Origin of the sequence: Metabacillus arenae, from assembly GCF_014773385.1 — a bacterium.
GTDB classification, from domain to species: domain Bacteria; phylum Bacillota; class Bacilli; order Bacillales; family Bacillaceae; genus Metabacillus_D; species Metabacillus_D arenae.
Genome location: NZ_JACXAI010000002.1, coordinates 124,473 through 145,612 on the forward strand (window position 1 = coordinate 124,473; position 21,140 = coordinate 145,612).

22 protein-coding genes are annotated in these 21,140 nt (G+C 35.6%); 6 read left to right on the plus strand and 16 right to left on the minus strand.

Going from position 1 to position 21,140, the window contains the following annotated elements:
* Positions 1-911: 911 nt before the first annotated feature.
* Positions 912-1,460, minus strand: a complete 549-nt coding sequence (locus IC621_RS02125; RefSeq protein ID WP_191155258.1) for a tetratricopeptide repeat protein — start codon at positions 1,458-1,460, stop codon at positions 912-914.
* A gap of 90 nt (positions 1,461-1,550) precedes the next feature.
* On the minus strand, positions 1,551-2,279 hold the full coding sequence (locus IC621_RS02130) for a hypothetical protein (RefSeq protein ID WP_191155260.1): 729 nt from the start codon (positions 2,277-2,279) through the stop codon (positions 1,551-1,553).
* A gap of 429 nt (positions 2,280-2,708) precedes the next feature.
* Here IC621_RS02130 and IC621_RS27130 point away from each other — a divergent pair, with 429 nt between their 5' ends.
* Positions 2,709-2,807: a hypothetical protein gene (locus tag IC621_RS27130; protein ID WP_396652963.1), complete on the plus strand. Its 99-nt coding sequence runs from the start codon at positions 2,709-2,711 to the stop codon at positions 2,805-2,807.
* Positions 2,808-3,443: 636 nt separating this feature from the next.
* On the opposite strand, the gene IC621_RS02140 is transcribed toward IC621_RS27130, so the two are convergent.
* From IC621_RS02140 to cdaS, 4 genes are all read right to left on the minus strand, one after another.
* A complete protein-coding gene (locus IC621_RS02140; protein ID WP_191155262.1) occupies positions 3,444-4,046 on the minus strand; it encodes a DUF3298 and DUF4163 domain-containing protein in 603 nt (200 codons plus the stop codon).
* Between the two features lie 71 nt (positions 4,047-4,117).
* On the minus strand, positions 4,118-5,170 hold the full coding sequence (locus tag IC621_RS02145) for a C40 family peptidase (RefSeq protein ID WP_191155264.1): 1,053 nt from the start codon (positions 5,168-5,170) through the stop codon (positions 4,118-4,120).
* 890 nt (positions 5,171-6,060) lie between these two features.
* Positions 6,061-7,689 (minus strand): family 14 glycosylhydrolase, encoded by a 1,629-nt coding sequence (locus IC621_RS02150; protein WP_191155267.1) that lies wholly within the window; start codon positions 7,687-7,689, stop codon positions 6,061-6,063.
* 684 nt (positions 7,690-8,373) lie between these two features.
* A complete protein-coding gene (gene cdaS, locus IC621_RS02155; RefSeq protein WP_191155269.1) occupies positions 8,374-8,997 on the minus strand; it encodes a sporulation-specific diadenylate cyclase CdaS in 624 nt (207 codons plus the stop codon).
* Between the two features lie 304 nt (positions 8,998-9,301).
* On the opposite strand from cdaS, the gene IC621_RS02160 reads away from it, so the two are divergent.
* On the plus strand, positions 9,302-10,666 hold the full coding sequence (locus tag IC621_RS02160; protein ID WP_191155271.1) for an MATE family efflux transporter: 1,365 nt from the start codon (positions 9,302-9,304) through the stop codon (positions 10,664-10,666).
* Between the two features lie 295 nt (positions 10,667-10,961).
* Here the strand turns inward: IC621_RS02160 and bshB2 are convergent, their stop codons facing one another.
* From bshB2 to rarD, 4 genes are all read right to left on the minus strand, one after another.
* On the minus strand, positions 10,962-11,627 hold the full coding sequence (gene bshB2, locus IC621_RS02165) for a bacillithiol biosynthesis deacetylase BshB2 (RefSeq protein WP_191155273.1): 666 nt from the start codon (positions 11,625-11,627) through the stop codon (positions 10,962-10,964).
* 317 nt (positions 11,628-11,944) lie between these two features.
* Positions 11,945-12,295: a YojF family protein gene (locus IC621_RS02170; RefSeq protein WP_191155275.1), complete on the minus strand. Its 351-nt coding sequence runs from the start codon at positions 12,293-12,295 to the stop codon at positions 11,945-11,947.
* 17 nt (positions 12,296-12,312) lie between these two features.
* Entirely contained in the window at positions 12,313-12,579 is a 267-nt protein-coding gene (locus IC621_RS02175) for a hypothetical protein (protein WP_191155277.1), read from the minus strand.
* An 85-nt stretch (positions 12,580-12,664) separates the two neighbouring features.
* Positions 12,665-13,600, minus strand: a complete 936-nt coding sequence (gene rarD, locus IC621_RS02180; protein WP_191155279.1) for an EamA family transporter RarD — start codon at positions 13,598-13,600, stop codon at positions 12,665-12,667.
* Between the two features lie 252 nt (positions 13,601-13,852).
* Here rarD and IC621_RS02185 point away from each other — a divergent pair, with 252 nt between their 5' ends.
* Complete coding sequence (locus tag IC621_RS02185; protein WP_191155281.1) at positions 13,853-14,317, plus strand: spore gernimation protein GerT; 465 nt, start codon at positions 13,853-13,855, stop codon at positions 14,315-14,317.
* Between the two features lie 191 nt (positions 14,318-14,508).
* Here IC621_RS02185 and IC621_RS02190 read toward each other — a convergent pair whose 3' ends face one another.
* The 6 genes from IC621_RS02190 to IC621_RS02215 all read right to left on the minus strand — a co-directional run bounded on the left by IC621_RS02190 (position 14,509) and on the right by IC621_RS02215 (position 19,099).
* On the minus strand, positions 14,509-14,751 hold the full coding sequence (locus IC621_RS02190; protein WP_191155714.1) for a hypothetical protein: 243 nt from the start codon (positions 14,749-14,751) through the stop codon (positions 14,509-14,511).
* 276 nt (positions 14,752-15,027) lie between these two features.
* A complete protein-coding gene (locus IC621_RS02195; protein WP_191155283.1) occupies positions 15,028-15,399 on the minus strand; it encodes a DUF2188 domain-containing protein in 372 nt (123 codons plus the stop codon).
* Between the two features lie 64 nt (positions 15,400-15,463).
* Positions 15,464-16,204 (minus strand): SDR family oxidoreductase, encoded by a 741-nt coding sequence (locus IC621_RS02200; protein WP_191155285.1) that lies wholly within the window; start codon positions 16,202-16,204, stop codon positions 15,464-15,466.
* Positions 16,197-16,520: a winged helix-turn-helix transcriptional regulator gene (locus IC621_RS02205; protein WP_191155287.1), complete on the minus strand. Its 324-nt coding sequence runs from the start codon at positions 16,518-16,520 to the stop codon at positions 16,197-16,199. The genes IC621_RS02200 and IC621_RS02205 overlap by 8 nt, the downstream gene beginning before the upstream one ends.
* A 253-nt stretch (positions 16,521-16,773) precedes the next feature.
* Positions 16,774-17,373, minus strand: a complete 600-nt coding sequence (locus IC621_RS02210; RefSeq protein ID WP_191155289.1) for an alpha/beta hydrolase — start codon at positions 17,371-17,373, stop codon at positions 16,774-16,776.
* A 343-nt stretch (positions 17,374-17,716) separates the two neighbouring features.
* Positions 17,717-19,099, minus strand: a complete 1,383-nt coding sequence (locus tag IC621_RS02215; protein WP_191155291.1) for a S41 family peptidase — start codon at positions 19,097-19,099, stop codon at positions 17,717-17,719.
* Positions 19,100-19,621: 522 nt separating this feature from the next.
* Here IC621_RS02215 and IC621_RS02220 point away from each other — a divergent pair.
* The 3 genes from IC621_RS02220 (at position 19,622) to IC621_RS02230 (ending at position 21,013) form a co-directional block, all read left to right on the plus strand.
* Complete coding sequence (locus IC621_RS02220; protein WP_191155292.1) at positions 19,622-19,894, plus strand: hypothetical protein; 273 nt, start codon at positions 19,622-19,624, stop codon at positions 19,892-19,894.
* A gap of 63 nt (positions 19,895-19,957) precedes the next feature.
* Entirely contained in the window at positions 19,958-20,659 is a 702-nt protein-coding gene (locus tag IC621_RS02225) for a class I SAM-dependent methyltransferase (protein ID WP_191155293.1), read from the plus strand.
* 96 nt (positions 20,660-20,755) lie between these two features.
* Positions 20,756-21,013 (plus strand): hypothetical protein, encoded by a 258-nt coding sequence (locus IC621_RS02230; RefSeq protein ID WP_191155294.1) that lies wholly within the window; start codon positions 20,756-20,758, stop codon positions 21,011-21,013.
* Positions 21,014-21,140 lie beyond the last annotated feature (127 nt).

Below are 21,140 nucleotides of genomic sequence, written 5' to 3' on the forward strand. Positions count from 1 at the left end.
AGTATTACTGAGTGGGTTTGTTTACCTTCCTTCCCATGGTTGTGTAATACTCTTGCCGATCACTCTGATATACGTTTAACTGCGACAACATGGCTGAAGATATTATACCTTTAAAAAGTGGTAAGGATTTCTTCTCAATTGCTTTTTTTGCCTTTTTTTATTAATTGAATATACACTCTGTTGCGAATGGCTATTGTCATAAATCAATTATTTTTATATCCGTTCTAACCTTTTGTATCAATTACCCTTTTTCAATTGCATTTTTTTCATTCCTAATATCCCCTTCCAATTGGAGTACTTCATGAATATGAGTTATAAACTGGACTTTAAGTCAACTAATCAAAAAGGCCTTCATCTCCATTTTCTCCACAAAATCTATTTTCTACAACATAATTAAGAGAATCCTAGAATAATCAAGCCGACCACCAATGTTATTTCATGGGAATTTAATGGATAAATGATAAACTACCTATTTACTGAAACATTTTTACCAGTTTTTTCGACCGCAAACCACTGCAAAATTATTTTTATCATTTCTGGTAGAACGGTCTTTGACCTCTAGTTCAAGGAGGATAGTGATGTAAATAACAGCTAACTTTTACCCCATATTTTTTTCATTGAACTTAAACACTTTAAGCTTAAAAAAACACTATCCTTTCAATCATCTTTAAGAAAGAATAGCGTCTTTTCGGAATGTCATTACTTGATAGGAACTAATATTAGATCGATACATGAATTCAAGGAAGAATGAAGTGAATTTCATTCCCTTTTGTCTCAGGTTGGATATCCTTTCAGTTTCAGGCGAGAGCAATAAAAATGCTCTGTATTAGTTGGATCGAACTCCGACCCGTACTTCGTACAGCACAAAATTATTTCCTCCCCCCTTAGTCATTCATTACCGTCGCCAAGATTTATTTCTTTACTTTTTTACCCACTCCATTGATTAAATATTTTCCCCATTCTCTCATAGCAATGCTTTCTCCAGCTTCGGCTGCTTTTTTTAACCACTTTTCTCCTTCTTCAATCCTTTGTTCTAATCCCTGTCCCTTTAGTAATCGATAACCAAGTATCCTCATTGCGATAGGATATTGTAATTCAGCAGAATTTCTCAGCCATTTTTCTCCTTCAACTGCATCTTGATTAAGTCCTTCCCCAACAAGTAAGCGGTAGCCAAGCTCCATCATGGCCCACCTATCTCCCGCTTCGACAGATTTTCTTAGCCACTTCTCTCCTTCAACTAGATCTTGCTTTACTACTTCCCCTGTTAACAAAATATGGGCTAACTCATTCATTGCTCCTATATCTCCAGCCCGAATGGCTGCCCGTAACCATCTAACCCCTTCGTCTATCTTATTTTCTCTTTTTTCTTTGAAATCAATAATTTGAGCATTTTGCTCTGACGGTTGGCTTTCTTCTTCAGAGTTCGCTGTGGATTGGTTTTCTGTTTCATTTTGACACATATTATTCTCCTCCAAGTTGATAGTATAAATTTGAGAACAGGCTGTATGACAAATTTAAATTTAACTAATGTAGTAGAATACTATCTTGTTTTACCAAGTCCAAGAATACCTGAGTTCGGCATGCCAGCCATTGTTGGGATAATAGTTGTGGGTGATAAAGGCTGGTCCCATGCCCTTAGCAAAAATGTTGTCTCGCTCAATTCTTAGCTCCATTGGACCTCCAACCTTTCCATTATCATTGTTGTCTTTCCAAACCTCATATTGCTTAATACAAGTCTTGTCCTGGTAGTACTTGTTATCACACCAAGGCCCGGACGGTCCGAACCAGACCTGCTTGTGGTAAAAATCTACATCTGTACCACCTGGGACGATAATTTGACCCCACGCTTCAAGACAGTATGGTTCAGACTGTATATTCCACTTCACGTAATGCTGTTTACCTCCCTCAACTTTTGGGAGGGACGTCATTTTCTTGCAGCTGACATCACCGATTTTTTCTTTAGTCACTCGCTGCTTAAGGAAGCCCTCATTATTACCAAACCCATCTAGCAAAACCCACTTTCCATCATCACTTATCTCGAACTTCTCATAATTTACCGGGGGCCAGTTATCTGGTTCTCCCCAGCTTATGTGTGACACCCCTCTCCCCTGAGGTTCCCATGCCCATTGGTTGCGCCATTCTCCTGACCAAAATTGACCAGCACTCCGCTCGAACATACGGGAATAATCTCCATATGTTCCAAGTGATTGCGCATGAACTGTCCCTGCAAAAGGACCGATCATTAATGCAGCAACGACGGCAGCTATAATTAACTTCAAATTTAAAAACATCCTCTTTGTCCTCCATGCTATCTTTAAAGATGTAACATCTGTATTTCCAAGTTTCATAGCAAACATTGCCATAATCATAGGATAACAAAGCTTTTTCAAAAAAGGAGTAGTAAAATAGTCCTCTAAAAACAAACGAACATTGCGGAACCTTTGATTTTCTAATTTTTTCTTAGAATGAAACATACCAATTATATATCATGAAAACAAAGCTTAAAAAAATGTTAGAACATTATTCTGAAGTATGACATTCTGTTGTCATACTTCTTTATCAAGAATAAACTCATAAAAATTAATATAAAGAGTTTAGGAGATGATGAAAATGACAAATCCAATAAAAATGTATGATTATCACGCATGGTCTAACCAAGAATATTCAATCGTTTAAATGAACTCCCTCAAGATATCTATCATCCAGAAATCACCAGCATCTTTCCCTCTGTATCAAAGGTACTAGCGGAATTATACGTTGTTGATCACTGCTGGGTTAGGTATTCTTTCAGGAATGAGTATGAGTGAATCCATGGAACGGTCATGGCTATTAGGTGATGAAGCTCAAAGAAAAGTATAAAGGAATTAGAGGAAATGTTTATTCAATTAAGCAAGCGATATAAGGAAATCAGGGTGATTTAGAGAAAGTTATTGATCTGGATAACCTCTATATGCTGGTATCCGGGATACCCGTTTATCTGAAATCGTGATACATGTTGTTAATCATGGAACTTATCACTGAGGGAATATCTCTGCAATGCTGCGGCAAATGGGGCATGCATCTATCATGACAGATTATTATTTTTTTTGGTATCAAGATAAATAGAAAGCTTTTGTCAAATGGGAATCCAGGTAGTAGTGAAACTAAAAATAACTATGATAAATACTTAAAAAATAGGGATTTAATCTTTTTATCCCCATTTTACTATTTAGTCGTCATTGTGATGGATTTTTTTAACAATAATAGAAGGTTTCCTTATTAAGATCCTATCAAGTCCAAACTATATTAAAATCATATGTTTTTCTATAAGTGACTACAAGCTGCTCGCGTTGAAAACCTTAAATTGTTTAAGAGTTCTCAAATGGTTTTTCCTGATTACATAACGATTTGGGTTGCCGCTTTTCTCGTTCCTTTCAACCGCCACTAAGGAAAACCATTCTGCCTTACCCTATCATGATGCCTAAGGGACCATCCTCTTTTACTATTTCTTGAATTTCATATACAGAAATAGGAAAATATGGAAATCCATATACATAAGCAGTCAGCTCATAAAGCTGAAAAAAAATTATAAGGCTTTTATCTGCAATATAAAAGTCCTGATTCGGCGCAATTCCCTTAAAAGGGGGATCCAAAACAAAAATATCCCGCTCAATAATCTGTTTGCTGATAATGTCGGATAACCTTTTTACATAGTCGCTTCCGTCCTTAAATAGATCTTTCAGCCGATAAGACTTCCCTGTATTTGCATCAAAAGTTAAGCCCTTTAAGATGGTCAGTCCGTGAGCACCTCCTGAAAAAGCATAATTTTCAAGAGTAAGACTCAATACATTTCGTTCATTTGTTTTTATTTCAAAGAAACCGGTCATTTCAGTTTTAATTCCGCCGTCATAGTTTTGACTTGAAATTTGCTTCTGAACCTCTTGTTGAATTCTGCTGTTTATTCTCTGAATTGGTCCTGATTGTTGGCCAGAAACGTATGGATAATAAATAAGAAGATTGCGGCTCTTTATTTGTTGGGTATAGATAAGTAATGGAAAATTAATCATGGTACCACCTCCACCTTTTCTCTACCTAACTTATTACTTTTGAACGAAAAAAAGAAGCGAGAGTTCGCTTCTTAATTCATTACTTTATTAAATCGTTTAGCGCCCAAATAACGCTCTTTCCAATAGGAATTATTCAAATTTGAAATGGTTACGCCACTGGAACTAGCATGAATAAACTCATCATTCCCTAAATAAATTCCCATATGTGAAGGACCCGGTTTATAAGTTGAAAAATAAACGAAGTCACCTACTGCTGGCTGCTTGACAGATGTCATCATATTCCAATATCCTGCAGTGCTTAATCGTGAAACTGACGCTACTTTATTTACTGTATAATAGATATAGCCGCTGCAATCAAACCCTGATGGAGTGTTGCCTCCCCAGCGATATGGGACACCCATATGCTTTTTAGCCTCATTTATCATTTTATCCACTTTATTGCTTACATTTGAATTTGAATTACTTGGTTCTTGTTCAACCGGTTGTTTTGTACTTCCGCCTGTTACTTTCAATGTTTGACCAGGATAGATGACATCAGATTTTAATTGGTTCATAGACTTCAATTCTGCTACTGTAAGATTATGTTGGTTGGCAATTTCCCATAAAGAATCGCCTAATTTAACTTTATATGTAGATGAAGATTGTGATGGCTTCTGGCTGCCTGAGATTGATTGAGAAGGCTTAGAATCCACATTATTTGTATTTTCTGCCTTGCCGTTTACCTTTAGCTTTTGCCCAACGTAGATCAGATCAGAAGAAAGATTATTCAACGATTTCAATTTTTTTACAGTTGTATCATGCAATAATGCAATTTCTGAAAGCGTGTCACCAGAGGTAACTGAATATGTAACGACCGATTGATTATTATTGTCTGTGTTATTTGTTCCTTGATTTGAAGGTTTTTTCGAATTATTTCCAGGAAGCTGGAGAACTTGTCCTACTCTAATGAGGTTAGATTTCAGCTGATTTGCTTCTTTTAACGCTTTGACTGTCGTCTTGCTTGCAATCGAAATATCCCATAAGGTATCGCCTTTTTTAACAGTTACACTTTCAGCAGATGCAGCATTTGCCAGCATTGTGGAACCGACTACAGCTGATGCTGTCAAACCAAATAATTTTTTCATTGTTGTTCACTTTACCTCCTACCCTTTCTATTTCATATTTTAATAGATACTAAACTGAAAAACTACATTTTTTCTGATAATGTTACAAATTATTTTAATTTCTCCACATTTCACCAGAAATTTGTTGAAAAAATAAATAAACAAACACTTACTTTTTGCATAACTTGTAGAAAATAAAATTGAAGGTGAACAATTATGGCAAAAAGAAACAGAGGCAAAACGCTGGCCAAACTCCCAGCGAGAGGAAGAGGAACTTGTCCGCTTTGTTTGACGAAAAGAATTAAACTTCTTTATTCAAATATCGACAATAAAGGCAGAAAGTTAACAGTTTGTAAAAAATGCAGAGAAAAATAAAGTGAATTTGCTAACAGTGGGGAACTTCCTTCAACTTTCTACATCCCCACTGATGGTTAGATGAAGCCTGAAGGATGTGGTCGCATAGAGGTTGCCACGAACTTGGCGATTTTTGTTGGATTCTAAAAAAATTTGATCATTTGATCAAAAGTACGTCTTATACGTTGATTTCCCAAATATAAAAGAGACTGTTTTTGAAAAAAAGTTTGATCAAAACAGGCTCTTAAAATATTTCATTAGGGCGCTTTTTATAAAAACGTTTGGTCAATTCTATCTGTGTTGTTCAATAAAAGTTAGCAAGTTGAACCAGAAGTAAAAGGATGATACATATTCTTTTGGGTAAGTTTTAAAATAAACTTTCCATTTTTTATATTGCTTTAAATATTCTTTTTTAATAAAAAAGAACCCCTAAATAAGAAAAGTGTTACACATAAAGAACACTTTTCTTATTGAGGAAATTCTACTAAAAAGGATTAAATCAACTCATTGGTTAGAATTAACTTATTTTGTAATTTTTTTAAGTCTATTCCTTTCTTTTACCAAGATGCACTGTACTCCCCGGTACCGATCGATGGAGTATGGTATCTGTTAGTTTCAAGATTCTGCCACGTAATTTTACCGTCTTCATCTTTCAAGAAAAACTTGAATTCGTATGATCGATCAGCGGCTAAATTAAACGTACCGGTCCAGGTGTCATCTGAATTTTGTGTGAGTTTATATTTATGCTCAGCAGTGTTCCATCTACCAATTTCTCCCCTATCTCCAATCAAATAAACTTCCTGACCGTTTGCTGCAGGAACATCTTTAACTGTAAATGTTACAGGAATGGGTGTAACTCCTAATTTATCTGCCATCATGTTAAACTCATTTGTCTGATTTCCCTCACTATCGAATAAATGATTCATTCTTAGCAAGGTAAATCCGTCAAAATTGTAGTTGAAAACAGCTTCTGCGGAGTTATCAAATCCCCATTCGTTATTAATAAGAGGCAGTGCATTTTCACCATTCAATGATATACCACGTACATTCGCTAAGTTGGCAATTTGAGTAACTAACGTTCTAGGAGCACTATAGTATGGTGGATTATATGCATCATGGTCTCCCATTTCTAAACAAGTAAATGTGATAGCCAAATTAGATTGTTTAAACTGATCGAGCAATTGAGAATACTTATAGTACCCCGCGCTGTATTCAGCGGAATGAGGCATTTCTGGATCATTCATTTTCCAATGAACACCTGCTATTTTTGCCCCGATCGGTACATTAAAGGTGTTATCAAATTGCATATGAGCAACGTTGGCGATCTTTTCTATATGGTCTTCAAGGGTACTCTGGTACCATTCCATGAAGTCCTTTCCATATTGTGTATTGTAAGCCTCACCGCTTCTGAAGAACTTCTCTCCATTGTTTGGCGGCTGAATTTCGCTCCAGCTTCCGAGTTCCGTACCCCACGCAGCATTTAGTTCTTGAATGGTAGGATACTTTTCTTGTATAAAAAGTCCGAAATCTTTTTTAGCACCTTCTGAATAGGCTTGAAGCTTTCCTCTTTGAGGATATTCCCAACCATCTGCAAACTGATAAGACGGGTATCTTAATTCACCTGCGGGACCTCCACTTAAGTATATTTTAACTATAAGCTCTTTTTCGTCAGCAAAATTTTCTGCAAACGACTTATATAATTCATTATATTGGTTTTCTATTCCCCCCCACCAGGGAGCAAGTGCCTCTTTATTCAAATAACCACTTTCGCTTTTGAACGCCATATTTTCTATGGAGTCTTTCTCCCATAACCATGCCGGAATAGGATAATTACAATCATCCCCTACGTTGCCACCGCATTGGTGAGTGGAAATAATAGGGACCCATTTTAACCCAGATGACTCCACTACGTCCGCATACTTTTCATAGTAAGACCAGTCAAATTGATTATCTCCAGTGCCTTCGACTTTCCCCCACCATACATCTGTTGTTAAAGCGTACACACCACTTTCTTTCAATTGAATCAATTGCTTTTTAAATTCCTCCCAATCTGTTATTTCCCCTAGTGGTGCCATAACATATGATTTATAATTTGGCTTTACTTCGGCTTGAGCAGTCGAAAAACTTGAGAATAAAGCGACAACACATAACATATAAGCAATCAAACTATAGGACAGCTTTCTCATAAAAGTGAATACTCCTTCCATTTTCTATCATGTTTTCAAAATGTATTTTTCTTAGAATTACAACTAGTTCCCTGAAATTTTTCTATATAGAACTTCGCGAGTCTAAAAAAGCATACCAGTATTCATTTTGAAAAGTGATTGATCTATTCAATAGCTACCTCCTTTGTATTTTTTTAATTTCAATTACTTGCAAGCATCAATCAATCAGAGAAAAGTAGTAATCCTAAATCTAGGTACCATTTCAACTTTTTTGAGCAAACGTTTGCACATTAAAATATCAATACTCTACTTTTTAAAAAGATTGATAGTGTAACATAGATTTTTCACTTGTATTCAAAAAATCAACTCCGCAAACGTTTGCACACTTTTCACTATAAAATATATCACCGCAAAAAATCTATTGCAAACTTTTATAATATTTTAATTATTTTTACCCAGTGAAAAAACTCTCTACCAAATTAAAATGACCTATATACTATGTTAGCTGTGTAGGAACAATATAATCTTTTTTTTCTTTATTTTGCAATTGTCTATCATTAAATATTAATAAAACAATTATCATTCCAAACATCGCAGCAAATACTAGCACGATATCCAGAAAAAACCTTCATTTCCTTCAAAGAAGCTAACAATGCTAATGCCACCTATCCCTCAGTTTCTACTTCGTAATACGAAATTTTCGTTTTAGATATGCTTTTCTGTGCTGATGGGGTATAAAGTTCCATCTTTAGCAAATGACATTTTCCCTGTTTCTTCAGATACTACCAATACAAGAGCATCCGTCAATTCTGTCAGTCCTAAAGCAGCTAGATGTCTAGTGCCAACTTTTTTGGTACCGATATCTCTTGGGGAAAGAGGGAGGACATTTGATGCGGATTCAATTATGTTTCCGCGTACAAGTAATGCCCCATCATGTAATGGGTTGCCTGGATAAAAAATACTTTCGATTAAAGAAGCGGAAAGATGAGCGTGGACCAATACTCCTTGATTCAATAGGGGCTCAGCGGGCATATTTCTTTCTACTACAATTAATGCCCCGTGTCTTCTTTCAGACAAATGGTGAATTGCTTTTGATAGTTCAACATACTTGGTTGTATAAGGCGACAAATAAGCTTCTAAATAAAAAGAGGAAGCTGAGGATTGGATTTCTATAAATAAGTCTTTAATGTGGTCTAAATCACAAAGTAAGCAATCTGATTTATTTTCTAGAGAATGGACCATTTTTGATGACTCATCTATAATCTTTTGAAGGTGGCTTTTTATTTGACCTCTAACCGTTTTTAAAATTTCATTTTCGTCAGCTAACATGCTCATCCCCCCTTATAATACTATTATTGTCTTGTTAAATTGACTGTTCATTCATATAAAATAAAAATGAATGAGTCTTTCATAAATTGGAAATTTTATAAACAGGGAGGTTGATTACATATGATTACATACAAGTTTTTTCAATATTTGTTTACGTTTTTTGGAGTGATTACTTTAGGTTTTTTCTACACCCAAATGTTTAGAGAAAATTCAAATAAAAAAGAAGACAAGCAAAAATAACAACTTTTAATTGCTTCCATGTTATAATTTCTTTCGTTATCCTAAAGAAAACGAGGACTTTAACATGAGAGAAACTTACAATTTTAAAGAAAAATACAAACAGTTTGTCATCATTTTATTACCGATATTAGTGACCCAACTGGGTCTTTTTGCGATGAATTTCTTAGATACTATGATGTCTGGAAAATTGAGTCCTTCTGATCTAGCAGGGGTTGCGATAGGTTCCAGCTTATGGGTCCCTATAAATACAGGACTAAGCGGAATTTTATTAGCAATAACTCCAATTGTTGCTCAATTAATTGGAGCTAAGCAGCAAGCTAAAGTTTCCTTTTCTGTCATCCAAGGGCTGTATTTGTCTGTAGTTATATCAACAGTGATTATCCTCGCAGGCTATTTATCTTTAGATTTCATCTTAGATAATCTTAATTTAGAAACATCAGTTAGAATCATCGCCAAAAACTATTTAGTTGCCCTGTCATTTGGGATCTTTCCCTTATTTGCCTATACGGTTTTGCGCTGTTTTATTGACGCATTAGGTTTAACCAGAGTATCTATGTTTATTACCCTGCTTTCTTTACCGATTAATTTCGTGTTTAATTATTTATTTATATTTGGAGCTTTTGGTTTTCCTAAACTTGGCGGTATTGGAGCTGGAGTAGCTTCAGCCATTACCTATTGGAGCATCTTTATCATTTCTATGTTTATTGTTCACAAAAAAGCTCCATTTAATCAGTTCAAAATCTTTCAAAGCATTTACAATGTCTCCTTTGCTGCGTGGAAAGAAATATTAAAAATTGGTGTACCAATTGGTTTTGCGATCTTTTTTGAAACTAGTATTTTTGCAGCCGTAACAATATTGATGAGTACCTTTGATACAATAACGATTGCTTCACATCAGGCTGCCTTGAATTTCGCATCTTTCTTATATATGATTCCATTAAGTATTTCCATGGCATTAACGATTGTAGTCGGTTTTGAAATTGGAGCAGGACGGTACAAAGATGCAAGGCATTACAGTTACATGGGAATTGCTTTCGGTGTTCTTTTGTCACTTTTTTCAGGATTTGTCATTTTACTGCTGAGACCGCAAATCGCTGGTATCTACACAAATAATCCAGATGTACTCCTTTTGACTCAGCAGTTTTTAATTTATGCGATTTTCTTTCAGCTGTCAGATGCAATTGCTGCTCCTATTCAGGGGGCACTAAGAGGATATAAAGATGTGAATGTTACTTTAATCATAGCTTTAGTTTCCTACTGGATTATTGGACTTCCTTTAGGGTATATACTTGGAAATTATACTTCTTTTGGTGCATTCGGTTACTGGATTGGATTAATTTCAGGGCTTGCAGCAGGCGCAATCTGCTTATCAGCAAGGCTATACTTTATTCAACAAAAATATAAATCATTAAGATTAAAAGCCAGTTAAAAAGGAAAGACGTAAGGAGCTGGTCCTGCTGTGACTAGTAAAAACAAACGCTCAGAAAGGTTTTACTTTTGCCAATTTATCAGGTTAGATGACTTCGATCAGATCTGGACAACGACATTACGTATTAATAAAAATAATCATTTAATAAGCTTAAACCTTCTAATACCAAAAAAAGTGCTGCTCATGAATAGATAAACAGCACTTTTTTATATCATCAAATGCACGAAAGTAAGGGGTTGGTATGATAAAGAAATCAGCTCTTTCGCTGATTTCTTCAAAACGAGCTTCGACTTTCTCAGTCATCCCATTGATAAGTCCAAAAGGTTTCTGTTTCAAACCAATTCATCACATCTGGTTCATTATTTTGCAGCTTAATTTCCATTTGTTTTAACATACCCTCTGTCTGGGTTCGATGTGCCTTAAGGGCACTCATCTTGATGTCAGCAACCTCTGTAATATCAATCGAGACATCTGGTTTTCCAAGCTCTTCTTCAGAGTGGCGTGTAATAGCTTTGCAGTATGTCAGTGGTCGTTTATCTTTCGGTATCCGCTTTAATGCACGTATTGTAGCAGCACCAGTAGCATCATGGTCAGGATGGACTCCATGACCAGGGTAAAAAGTGACTACAAGCGACGGCTTTACTTCTTGAATGATATCTTCAATCATGTCAGCAAACTCTTCTTCATCTTCAAATTCTAACGTTTTATCCCGAAGGCCAAGCATCCTCAAATCTTGTATGTCCATTTCTTTACAAGCATCTATCAATTCCTGCTTGCGCAGTAATGGAAGTGTTTCACGGTTAGCAAATAACGGATTTCCCATATTCCTGCCCATTTCCCCCAATGTCCCGCATGCATATGTAACTGGAATATTTTGTTTTCGATATAAGGCAATCAATCCAGCAACTCCAAATGATTCGTCATCTGGATGAGGTAAAACTACTAGTAATCGTTCACTCATGATTTTTGCACTCCTACTCTATTCAATGGGATATATTCGTAAACTTTATTTGCGATTAATCATTGCTATTTATTCCAAGAACTTTTGTCTTTCCCTGAGATGATTGGCCCTGAGACCTAAGAGCCGATGGCACCTGCCTGCAAAGGCGTTACGGCCTTATGCCTGCCGGCACTAGGACGTCCTGTCCGCCTGCGCTGGAGCATCGATAGCTAACTTTAATACGTTAACACTTTAATCATCTTAAGCTTTCTGAAAAGACGAGAAATACAATTCATTATCCTTCAGAAGCAGCAATCTTTTAGAAAAGAGTCAGTCTTTTAATTGCTAAATGGTACTTCACTGATTTGCAAAGCAATCGCTAACTTACCGTCTTTATCATGTCCCGCTAACAATAGTTGATTTTGATCAGTAACCGTCCAATCTGTCAACCCTTCCGCATAAACCCAGCCATGCTCCAATTTTAATCCGACCCTGTATGGTCCCTCTCCTTTAATTTTCGCCTGGCTAAAGGATACTTCTACATTTCGAATAAATGCAACAACCGTCATATTATTTTCATTAAAATGGGCAGAATAGGCTCCGGTAGTTGTTTCTAAATGTACATACACTTTTTTCTGGAGCTTTTTATTGAGCTCTTCTTGCACACTTTCTATTTCGATAGGTTTCACTTTATATCCTCCAATTGTCATTTGTCCTTTACTTCGTCCAGAACTAAAAGATGAAGTTTAATTAAATGCAATTTAACATTGTCCTCCAAAGAAGAATTCATAATTCTTTTTGTCGCTGCAAGAAATTTATCTGCAGAATTTTTTCGAAGCCTTGGATGGGTCAATTCATCCTTTAAGTCTTTTTTTATAGCTTGAAGAAGAGTTTTTTCTTCCCCATCTTCTACAGGAAGCTTCCTATTTATCCATAACGAGCGATAAGAGGCAAGCAGCTCAGAAATATTCATAATATACCCTTTCTTATCTCCCTTTTATTTTATCTTTATCACCGAAAAAGCAAAAGAACTTTGCTTGCATAAATCGAGGAAGGAATTATAATTGAAACGATTTTTTCTTATGAATTTTAACAGATTGACGTTTGATTAATTTAGTGTTTGCTATAGTAAATAGGAAAAGAGCACTCCAAATGAAAGCAAATGTCAAGATTTCAATTATAGTGAAAGGTTCATTGTATAAAAGGACTCCGATAATTAATGTGATGGTTGGAGCTATGTATTGTAAAACTCCTACCATATATAGCGGGATCCGCTGTGCACCCATTGCAAATAATAAAAGGGGGATTGCCGTCACAATTCCCGCTCCCATTAACAGCACAATTGTTATGAAATCAAAAGATAATATGGCGGAACTCTTGTTTTCAAAAATGGAAATTAAATAAATTCCGGCAATTGGTGTAACAACTAAGGTTTCATATGTTAAACCAATTGAAGAATTTAACTTTGTAACTTTTTTAGTCAATCCATATAAACCAAAGCTTAACGCTAAAATAACAGCCACCCATGGAAATTTCCCATAATGAATTGTTGAAATGAGCACTCCGACTCCAGCTAACACAAAGGAGGTTATTTGCAGCCAATTAAGTCTCTCTTTTAAAAATATTACACCTAATATGACACTTACTAATGGGTTAATATAATATCCTAAGCTCGCGTCAATCATATGATCATTGTTTACTGCCCATATATATACGTACCAATTTATACTGATTAGTAACGAAGAAATGACCAGTAAAAAAATTATCTTTGGTTTTATGCTCATTTGTTTAAATACTTGTTGAAATTGCGGCCATTGTTTTTGTACCGATAGAATACCAGCCATAAAGGCAAACGACCAAATGACCCTATGAGCAAGAATTTCTTCTGCTTGAACATACTCAAGTAATTTCCAATATAAGGGCAGTATTCCCCACAACGTATAAGAACAGGCTGTAAATAAAACCCCTGATCTATCCACCTTTCCATTGTTCATCCTTAAACTTCACCTTTCCTTAAAAGAACCTAATTTCCATTATAATCGGTCCCACACAAAATCAACAACAAAAAGGTCTTGATAACATCTCTTTTACAATCTCATATAATAATAGTGCGGAAAAAATCTAATTCATCCAAACCAATATACCGCTATTTAATATGAAGGACTATGATATTGTAAAACAACTTACATGCCTTGGTAAATTTCCGCAACATCTTTCCTTCATGAAAAAGGAAGTGAATTTAAAAGGTGTTTCCTTGGAATAAAGGTTTTCCCTTTCATAAAATGAAGATCCCTGACCAGTTTAAAGATCTAGAACCCAATCAAGTTGAAGAATATGTTCAAGACGTTATGAAAAATGTTTTTGGCAACCAATACCCGTTCCAATTTCCTTTTCAAGGCGAAATACAGCCTAACAGCAAAAATGACAGACAATCGAAAAAATACCAAATCGAATGCTTTGAAACAAGTGAATATATATATGTAAAAATCCCACTAGAGCGAGAAAAATTAGCGGGACTAAAAATTCAGCACACAAGCCACCAATTAATCATTCACAATTATCCTGAAGAAGGAGAGACAGAAAAAGTCAGTCTCCCTTCGCTGGTTAAGCGCAAAGGAACAAAAACTCACTATAAAGACTCCCTCCTTGAGATTAAGCTTATAAAAAATGAAGACCATTATATTTCTGAAGTTGTCATTAATGATGAATAAAAAAGTAAAGCGGTAAGGTGTCCTGTTTCATGGCGAACAATATAAGAACCGTTAGAAAGATTGTTTTTTAAACTTTTTAACGGATTTACATATTCTTTTTAGCCGTTGGCAACTTGGGATTGATAACATTAACTCACATACTTTACCTTCAGCTTATAACAAAAAAACTACCCTGCAGGTAGTTTTTTCGTTTAGTAGGGATAACCCCCGTACCCATAGCCAGGGTAGCCGCCCCCGTATGGAGCGCCTCCATACCCGCCATATCCAGGGTACCCACCGTATCCTCCATAAAAAGGATATGGCCGAGGTCTAGCATAACTAATAAGGGCGCCTCCAAGGAAACCACCTAATAAACCTCCAATAAATGGAGCCCCGAAAAAAAACGGTTGTCTATATCCATAACCTGGCTTGTTTCGATAGCCAACTTGTATCATTTGAGGGTGCAAAACAATTCCTCCCTTTTATTTGCCTACACTAAAAGGGTATTCAATTAGGAAAAAAAAGCGTGGGCGAAAAGGGAGGTTTCTGAGCTTTCTCATTAGATATGTGTTTAAGTTAGGGAAACTATAAATTGAATTTAACTAAGTTCTCGTTGTCCGGCTCAAAGCAACTGCCCCATCTACTAAATCTTCAAAGATAAGGAAGAACATCTTTCTGGAATCCGTCTCGTTGTTAGCGATGCTTGTCCAAGACACATTGAACTTACCATTTTAATTATCATTAATCCTTTGTTGAATTGACCCATCTTGTTTTTCTACAATTAGCGTAATATTCCGATTTTTCATAAATTCTCTTCCTTTATCCATTGCTGCTTCTTTTGTGGTAAAGGTATTAGTTGGGCGTTTATTCCCTTGTTTTTTCAACACCCATTTGTCTTCTTTATAGAAAACCACATATTCTTCTTTAGTAGAACCACTTTGATTATCTGCCCATTTTTCTGCTTGAGAAATCGCGATTGGAATGGCGCGATCTTCTTCATAACCCTCGTCTAGTAAACTGTTCCCAATGTCAATTGCCTTATTTTTTGTTTTTGATGGTAAATTTTTAAACGAACTTGGATAATCATTTTTTGTCCAACTCATTTGATTCATCTCCTTTTTCGTTTACCAACCATTTTCCCCACATATCCTCCTTATAAACTGTGAATTACGCCTCATAGATCATTTTTCTTGTCATTCCGCCGTCAATTACAAGATTAACTCCATTGATAAAATCATTTTCAGGATTTGTTAGATAAAAACAAGCATTGGCAATATCAATTGGTTTACCAACTCTTTGTGAGAAATGCTGTTTATGGTCAATTGCTCGCAGCTCTGAATAATTATCGGTTTCTATCCAACCTGGTGAGACGGAATTTACTGTAATCTTATCACGACTCAAAGAAGCAGCTAAAGCATGAGTAAGTGCTGTTATTCCACCCTTAGCCGCGGCATAAGCTTCTGAATTTGGTTCAGACATGATTGCCCTTGTTGATGCTATATTAACAATCGATCCGCCTTGTGGGTTGTCTCTCATCAGCTTCGCAGCTTCTTTTGAACATATAAACACACTTCTTAAATTTGTATGAATAATGTCATCCCAATCTTCGACTGTAAGCTCGTATACTGATTTCCACTTTGAAACACCTGCATTGTTAATTAACACATCGACCGAACCAAATCGGTCTTTGGCAGTCTTTATAAGATGAATGATTTCATCTTCCCTTTGAACATCGCACTTTACAAAATGAACCGATTGATTCACATTCGTCATTTCTTCCTCAAGCATTAGACCTTCCCTTGTATCGATATCACCAAACACTACCTTGTAACCTTTTTTAGCATAAAGCTTTACAATCTCTTTACCGATCCCGTTTGCTCCTCCTGTAACAATAGCTGTTTTAGTCATTGCAATCTCCTTTACCATATTGTTCTGCCCAATTTTTAGCTTCCTTCAATACGTTCTCAATACCCATACCTTTTTCCGTTAACTGATAAACGACTTTAACAGGTATTTCTGGAAGAACATGCCTCTCGACCACTCCATATAATTCCAATTCCTTTAACCGTTCCGCCAGCATCTTTTGGCTTATGCTCGGGATAATGGATGTTAATTCATTAAATCTCTTTGGTCCCTCAAGAAGGACATAAATCAAAATTCCATTCCAGCGTTTCCCGAGTAATTGGAACGCAAATTCAATATTTGGACAAACTGGCTTTGTCATATCCCCACCCCATTCCTGCTATCACAAGTTTTAATATAGGCAAAGTTGGATTACTTACTTAAAGTTAGTTTCTCACTTTTTGTTTATTATATACGAATACTGACAACCATGACAACTTGGAGATGACATGTGGAAAAACTGCTGATGCTTTAGTAAATTTAGGATTGCACAGGTAAACGACTACAGAGGTAAAAAAGAAAAAATGCCGAAAATAATCCGACATTTCTATAGTGAAATTCGCTATATAAGAGTTTCATATGATTTTTTTGTACCATTGAGCGGCTGCTTCAACTTCAGAATGAGTTAATTGGTGCCCATGATCTGCCCAATGTAATGTAACATTGGCATTAGCTGATTGAAGAAGCTTTGCTAATTCTTCTGATTCACTTGGTGAACAGATTGGATCATTTGTTCCTGCTCCAATAAAGACAGGTAATCCAGTTAGCTTAGGCAACCGGATCCCTCTTTTTGGAACCATTGGTTGATGAAGAATAGCTGCCTTAAATGGTTGTTCAAAATGGAATAATAAACTACCTGCAATATTTGCTCCGTTAGAATAGCCAACAGCCGTCATGTCCGCGCGTGATATTTCATATTCTTTTTCTGCGTATGATATGAAATCATTTAACTCCTTCGTTCGGAAAATAAGATCTTCCTCGTCAAAAACCCCTTCAGCTAATCTTTTGAAAAATCTGGGCATTCCATTTTCCAGGACATTCCCCCGTACGCTTAATATGTTTGCTTTATTATCAAGAAGATTTGCAAGAGGCAGTAAATCTTCTTCAGTCCCTCCTGTGCCATGCAATAGTAAGAGAGTACGCTTGCTCATTCCTTTTTGAAAAATATGCTTCATGATTTTCGCTCCTATTCAAATGGTTTGGGTTTAAAATTCAATATTTTCAGTCATATCTCAAGCAAGTGCTGCTAAATAGTGAATATAGCTTGTTTTTTCTCTCTATTCTATTATCTTGATTTCAAGATATATTACATTAGTATTTTAACGCGTTATTAGAAATGTTGCAACTTACTACATAATAAGGTAATTTCAACCTCTTCCAAGAACCAATCACAAATGGAACACTTTAGTTTATAAATTTAAGATTGTTTGCTTCTGTCAAATCCGTACTGTTCTTCACATAATAATTTATAAGGAAATAAAACCCTGCAGCAGCAGGGTTTCATTTTTAATAACTTATTTATTTTTTTAAGACTTCAATAGCTTTCTCTATCTGCACGTCATTTTCGGCAATCATTTTTTGTAAAGCTTCCATTAGTTTGATAATTGTTTCTTCATTCAACTCCCCGGAAGCAGATAGTTTATGATCCGCTTGAAATGCTTTTACTTGACTTTTAGTCGATTCGTCAAAGAACCCTTCCTCTTTCATCTCTTTGTATCCCAGAGCATTAAGCATTTTCTGAGCTGTTTTGACTTCTTCTCCTGAATCTCCTGGTTTCATCCCTTTTTTAGGGTCCAAGTATGGTAAACTAGCAAATTCAGGCAATGAAGCCTTTACTTGTGGTTTAAACCCTTTTTCGTGAATCCATTCTCCGTTTGGTGTTAACCATTTTGCTATTGTAAATTTCACAGAAGAACTGTCATTAAAGGTTTGAGCTGTCTGGATTGTTCCCTTTCCAAAGGTTTTTTCACCAACAACTGGAATTCTTGCTGATTGATATAGAGCAGCAGCCATTATTTCAGCAGCACTTGCTGTTCCTTTATCTACTACAACAACTGAAGGTAGGTCTGTTATTGGATCGTTCTCAGCCTTATAGACCTCTTTTGAACCATCTTTATTTTCAACCTGCATGATTGTTTTTCCTTTTGGTACAAACATATCACTCATTAATATTGCCTGGTCCATTAATCCACCCGGGTTTTGGCGTAAATCTAATACTAATCCCTTTACATTCTTACTTTCTAGTTCTTCAACAGCTTTTTTTAATTCTTCAGCAGTTGACTCGGAAAATTTCGTTATTTGAATTTTTCCAACGTTATCTTCCACTTCAAAATAAACCGTTTCTAATGGTATTGTGTCTCTTGTTATAGTGAAATCCATTTGTCCGGAGCCGTCTCTTTCAACCACGAGATCAACTGTTGATCCTTTTTCACCGCGAATCAACATCACTGCTTCATTAACAGACATTCCTTCGATACTTTTATTATCTACTTTTAAAATTTTATCCCGAGGCTTTAAACCTGCTTTTTCAGCTGGGGATCCTTTTATTGGTGAAACAATCATAATTTTTCCGTCAATTTCCTGAACCTCAGCACCTATGCCTTCAAAGGAAGAGGAAATATTATCGTCAAAGCTTTTTGCTTCCTTTTGATTCATATAGTCTGAATAAGGATCGTCAAGGGATTCAACCATCCCATTAATCGCCCCATCCACAAGTTTTGTATCATTTGTGTCTTGATAGTATTCTTTTTTTATTGTTTCATATGTAGAAAACAACTTTTCGAACTTTTCATCACTACTTGCAGTAGTCATACTTTTCGGTTCAATTAATGTTAGCGTTAATGCAGAACTTATGACAGCCGTCAGCAGGATGATTATTGGAATTTTTAATTTTCCTAGCATAGATACACCACCTTATCATGTAATCATTATGGCGAACTGAACTTGTGGAGTCAACCATAAAGTGAAACTTCTATACTCAATGAAATAAGCTGCAGAAAAATTCCCCGAATAGGAGACAGATTGGATCCAACCTCTAACCTCCAACTTTAAAATGGTGACCATACAGAGCTTTAAAACCACACTACTTTGGTTTCACTAAAGACTTAGGTAAATTTTTGCTCCCTTTACGAGTCAGATAAAGTAATATCTGACTGATCAATTTCCTTTGAAGAATCTTACTAAAATAACCTTCATCATACATTCTTCTCATTCATCTCCTAATTATATTTCGGTTCTTTATTAGTCCAAGATATGTGTAAAATCACTCAACATGACCTATTACAAATTTTCAATCCTCTGCATACCATAAAAGGTACTATTTTTTTATAAAAAATTTTATTCGACAAAATTCAATGGATTTTAAATTTGAAATTTTGTAAATTTTATTACAACAATGTAAATATTTTTTCGAGGAGCGGTTAGATGAACATTCTTCATTTTATTCAACCCGATGACTATCAGCTTATTCACTTCTCCTTTTCACTAATAGCTGAAATTGACCAAAAGATTAAAGATAAAAAATTGTTTTATGAAAATCAAATATTAGATTATGTAAACAGCCAAATCGAATGCTTTCTAAAAACCTGCAATGTTAAACAATCTCTAAAGGTTGTATATAAAGCTGAACTTTACCAATTAATGAAATTAAAATTAAATGAGTTATTCAATAAATATACATTGCTTAAATGTTATTAGCATCAATTGCCCTTTAACGGTTTTCTACCGAGCAGGATAAAACAACATGAGGAGCGGAACCTGATGGGAAAATATATTGAAATGCTTTCTTTGTTTGGGGTTGGAGGGGCACATCCAGGCGGGCTGGCATTGACAAAAGAGATACTTTCAAAGTTACCTTTAAATAAAAACGTTCAAATACTGGACGTTGGTTGTGGGACTGGGCAAACTATTGATTATTTAAGCAGCTTTGAATGTCCTATTATTGGAATAGATTCAAATCACAAGATGGTTGAAAAAGCAAAAGCCCGTTGTGATCGTTTAAAAGATGTTACGATTCTTTTAGAAGATCTGGAGGATTTACCTTTTTCAAATGACTCATTTGATTATATTATAAGTGAATCGGTATTGAGCTTTACTAATATCGAGCAGTCTTTATACGAAATTTTCCGAGTATTAAAACCCAATGGATATTTGGTTGCCACTGAGTTAACGATCGAAAATAGTTTGACTAATGAGGAAGAGAATGAATTAATATCATTTTACGGGTTCTCAAAAATTCAATTTGAAGATGATTGGGTTAAGCAGCTTAAACAGCAAGGTTTTAAAAAAATAAAAGCACTTACCCCAAATCAATTCTCAAAACATAATCATGCGCAAACTTCAGAAATTAGGATTACAGAACCGATTCCGGAAGAATATTATTCCCTGATGGAACGGCATACATTATTCAACGAAAAATATAAGGATCGTTTAACTTTTCGGGTATTATCATGTATAAAATAGTTTGGCCTATATTTCCTCTTTATTGGATAAGCGTACAATCTTTTCTCCTTGGCCTCTCATAAATTAATTGGGAAGAAGACCAAGGGAGGGAACTTTTTGAGTCAGGATTATTACCGTTTATGTTGTCAGCACAGAGGTAAAGTTGCACGAATAACAGATCGAGCTGGTCGTACACATGTTGGTAGAATTGTAAATGTAACACGGAGAAAAGTCTATATCCAGCCAATGGGGCCTCGAGGCGGAGGTTACGGATTAGGATTTTGGGGCGGAGGATACTATCCCGGTTATTACTACCCATATGGAATTGGCTTAGGTTTTATTACAGGATTAGTCATTGGCGGGCTTTTTTGGTAATATTTTTTTATTTGCTTTATTATTAATTTTTATAAACATAAGGGCTATCAAAAAGGCAGCTCTTATGTTTACTTTGAAAATATATTCGTTAGCTAAACTGAGCCTTAGCTCTATACTTCCATCAGTT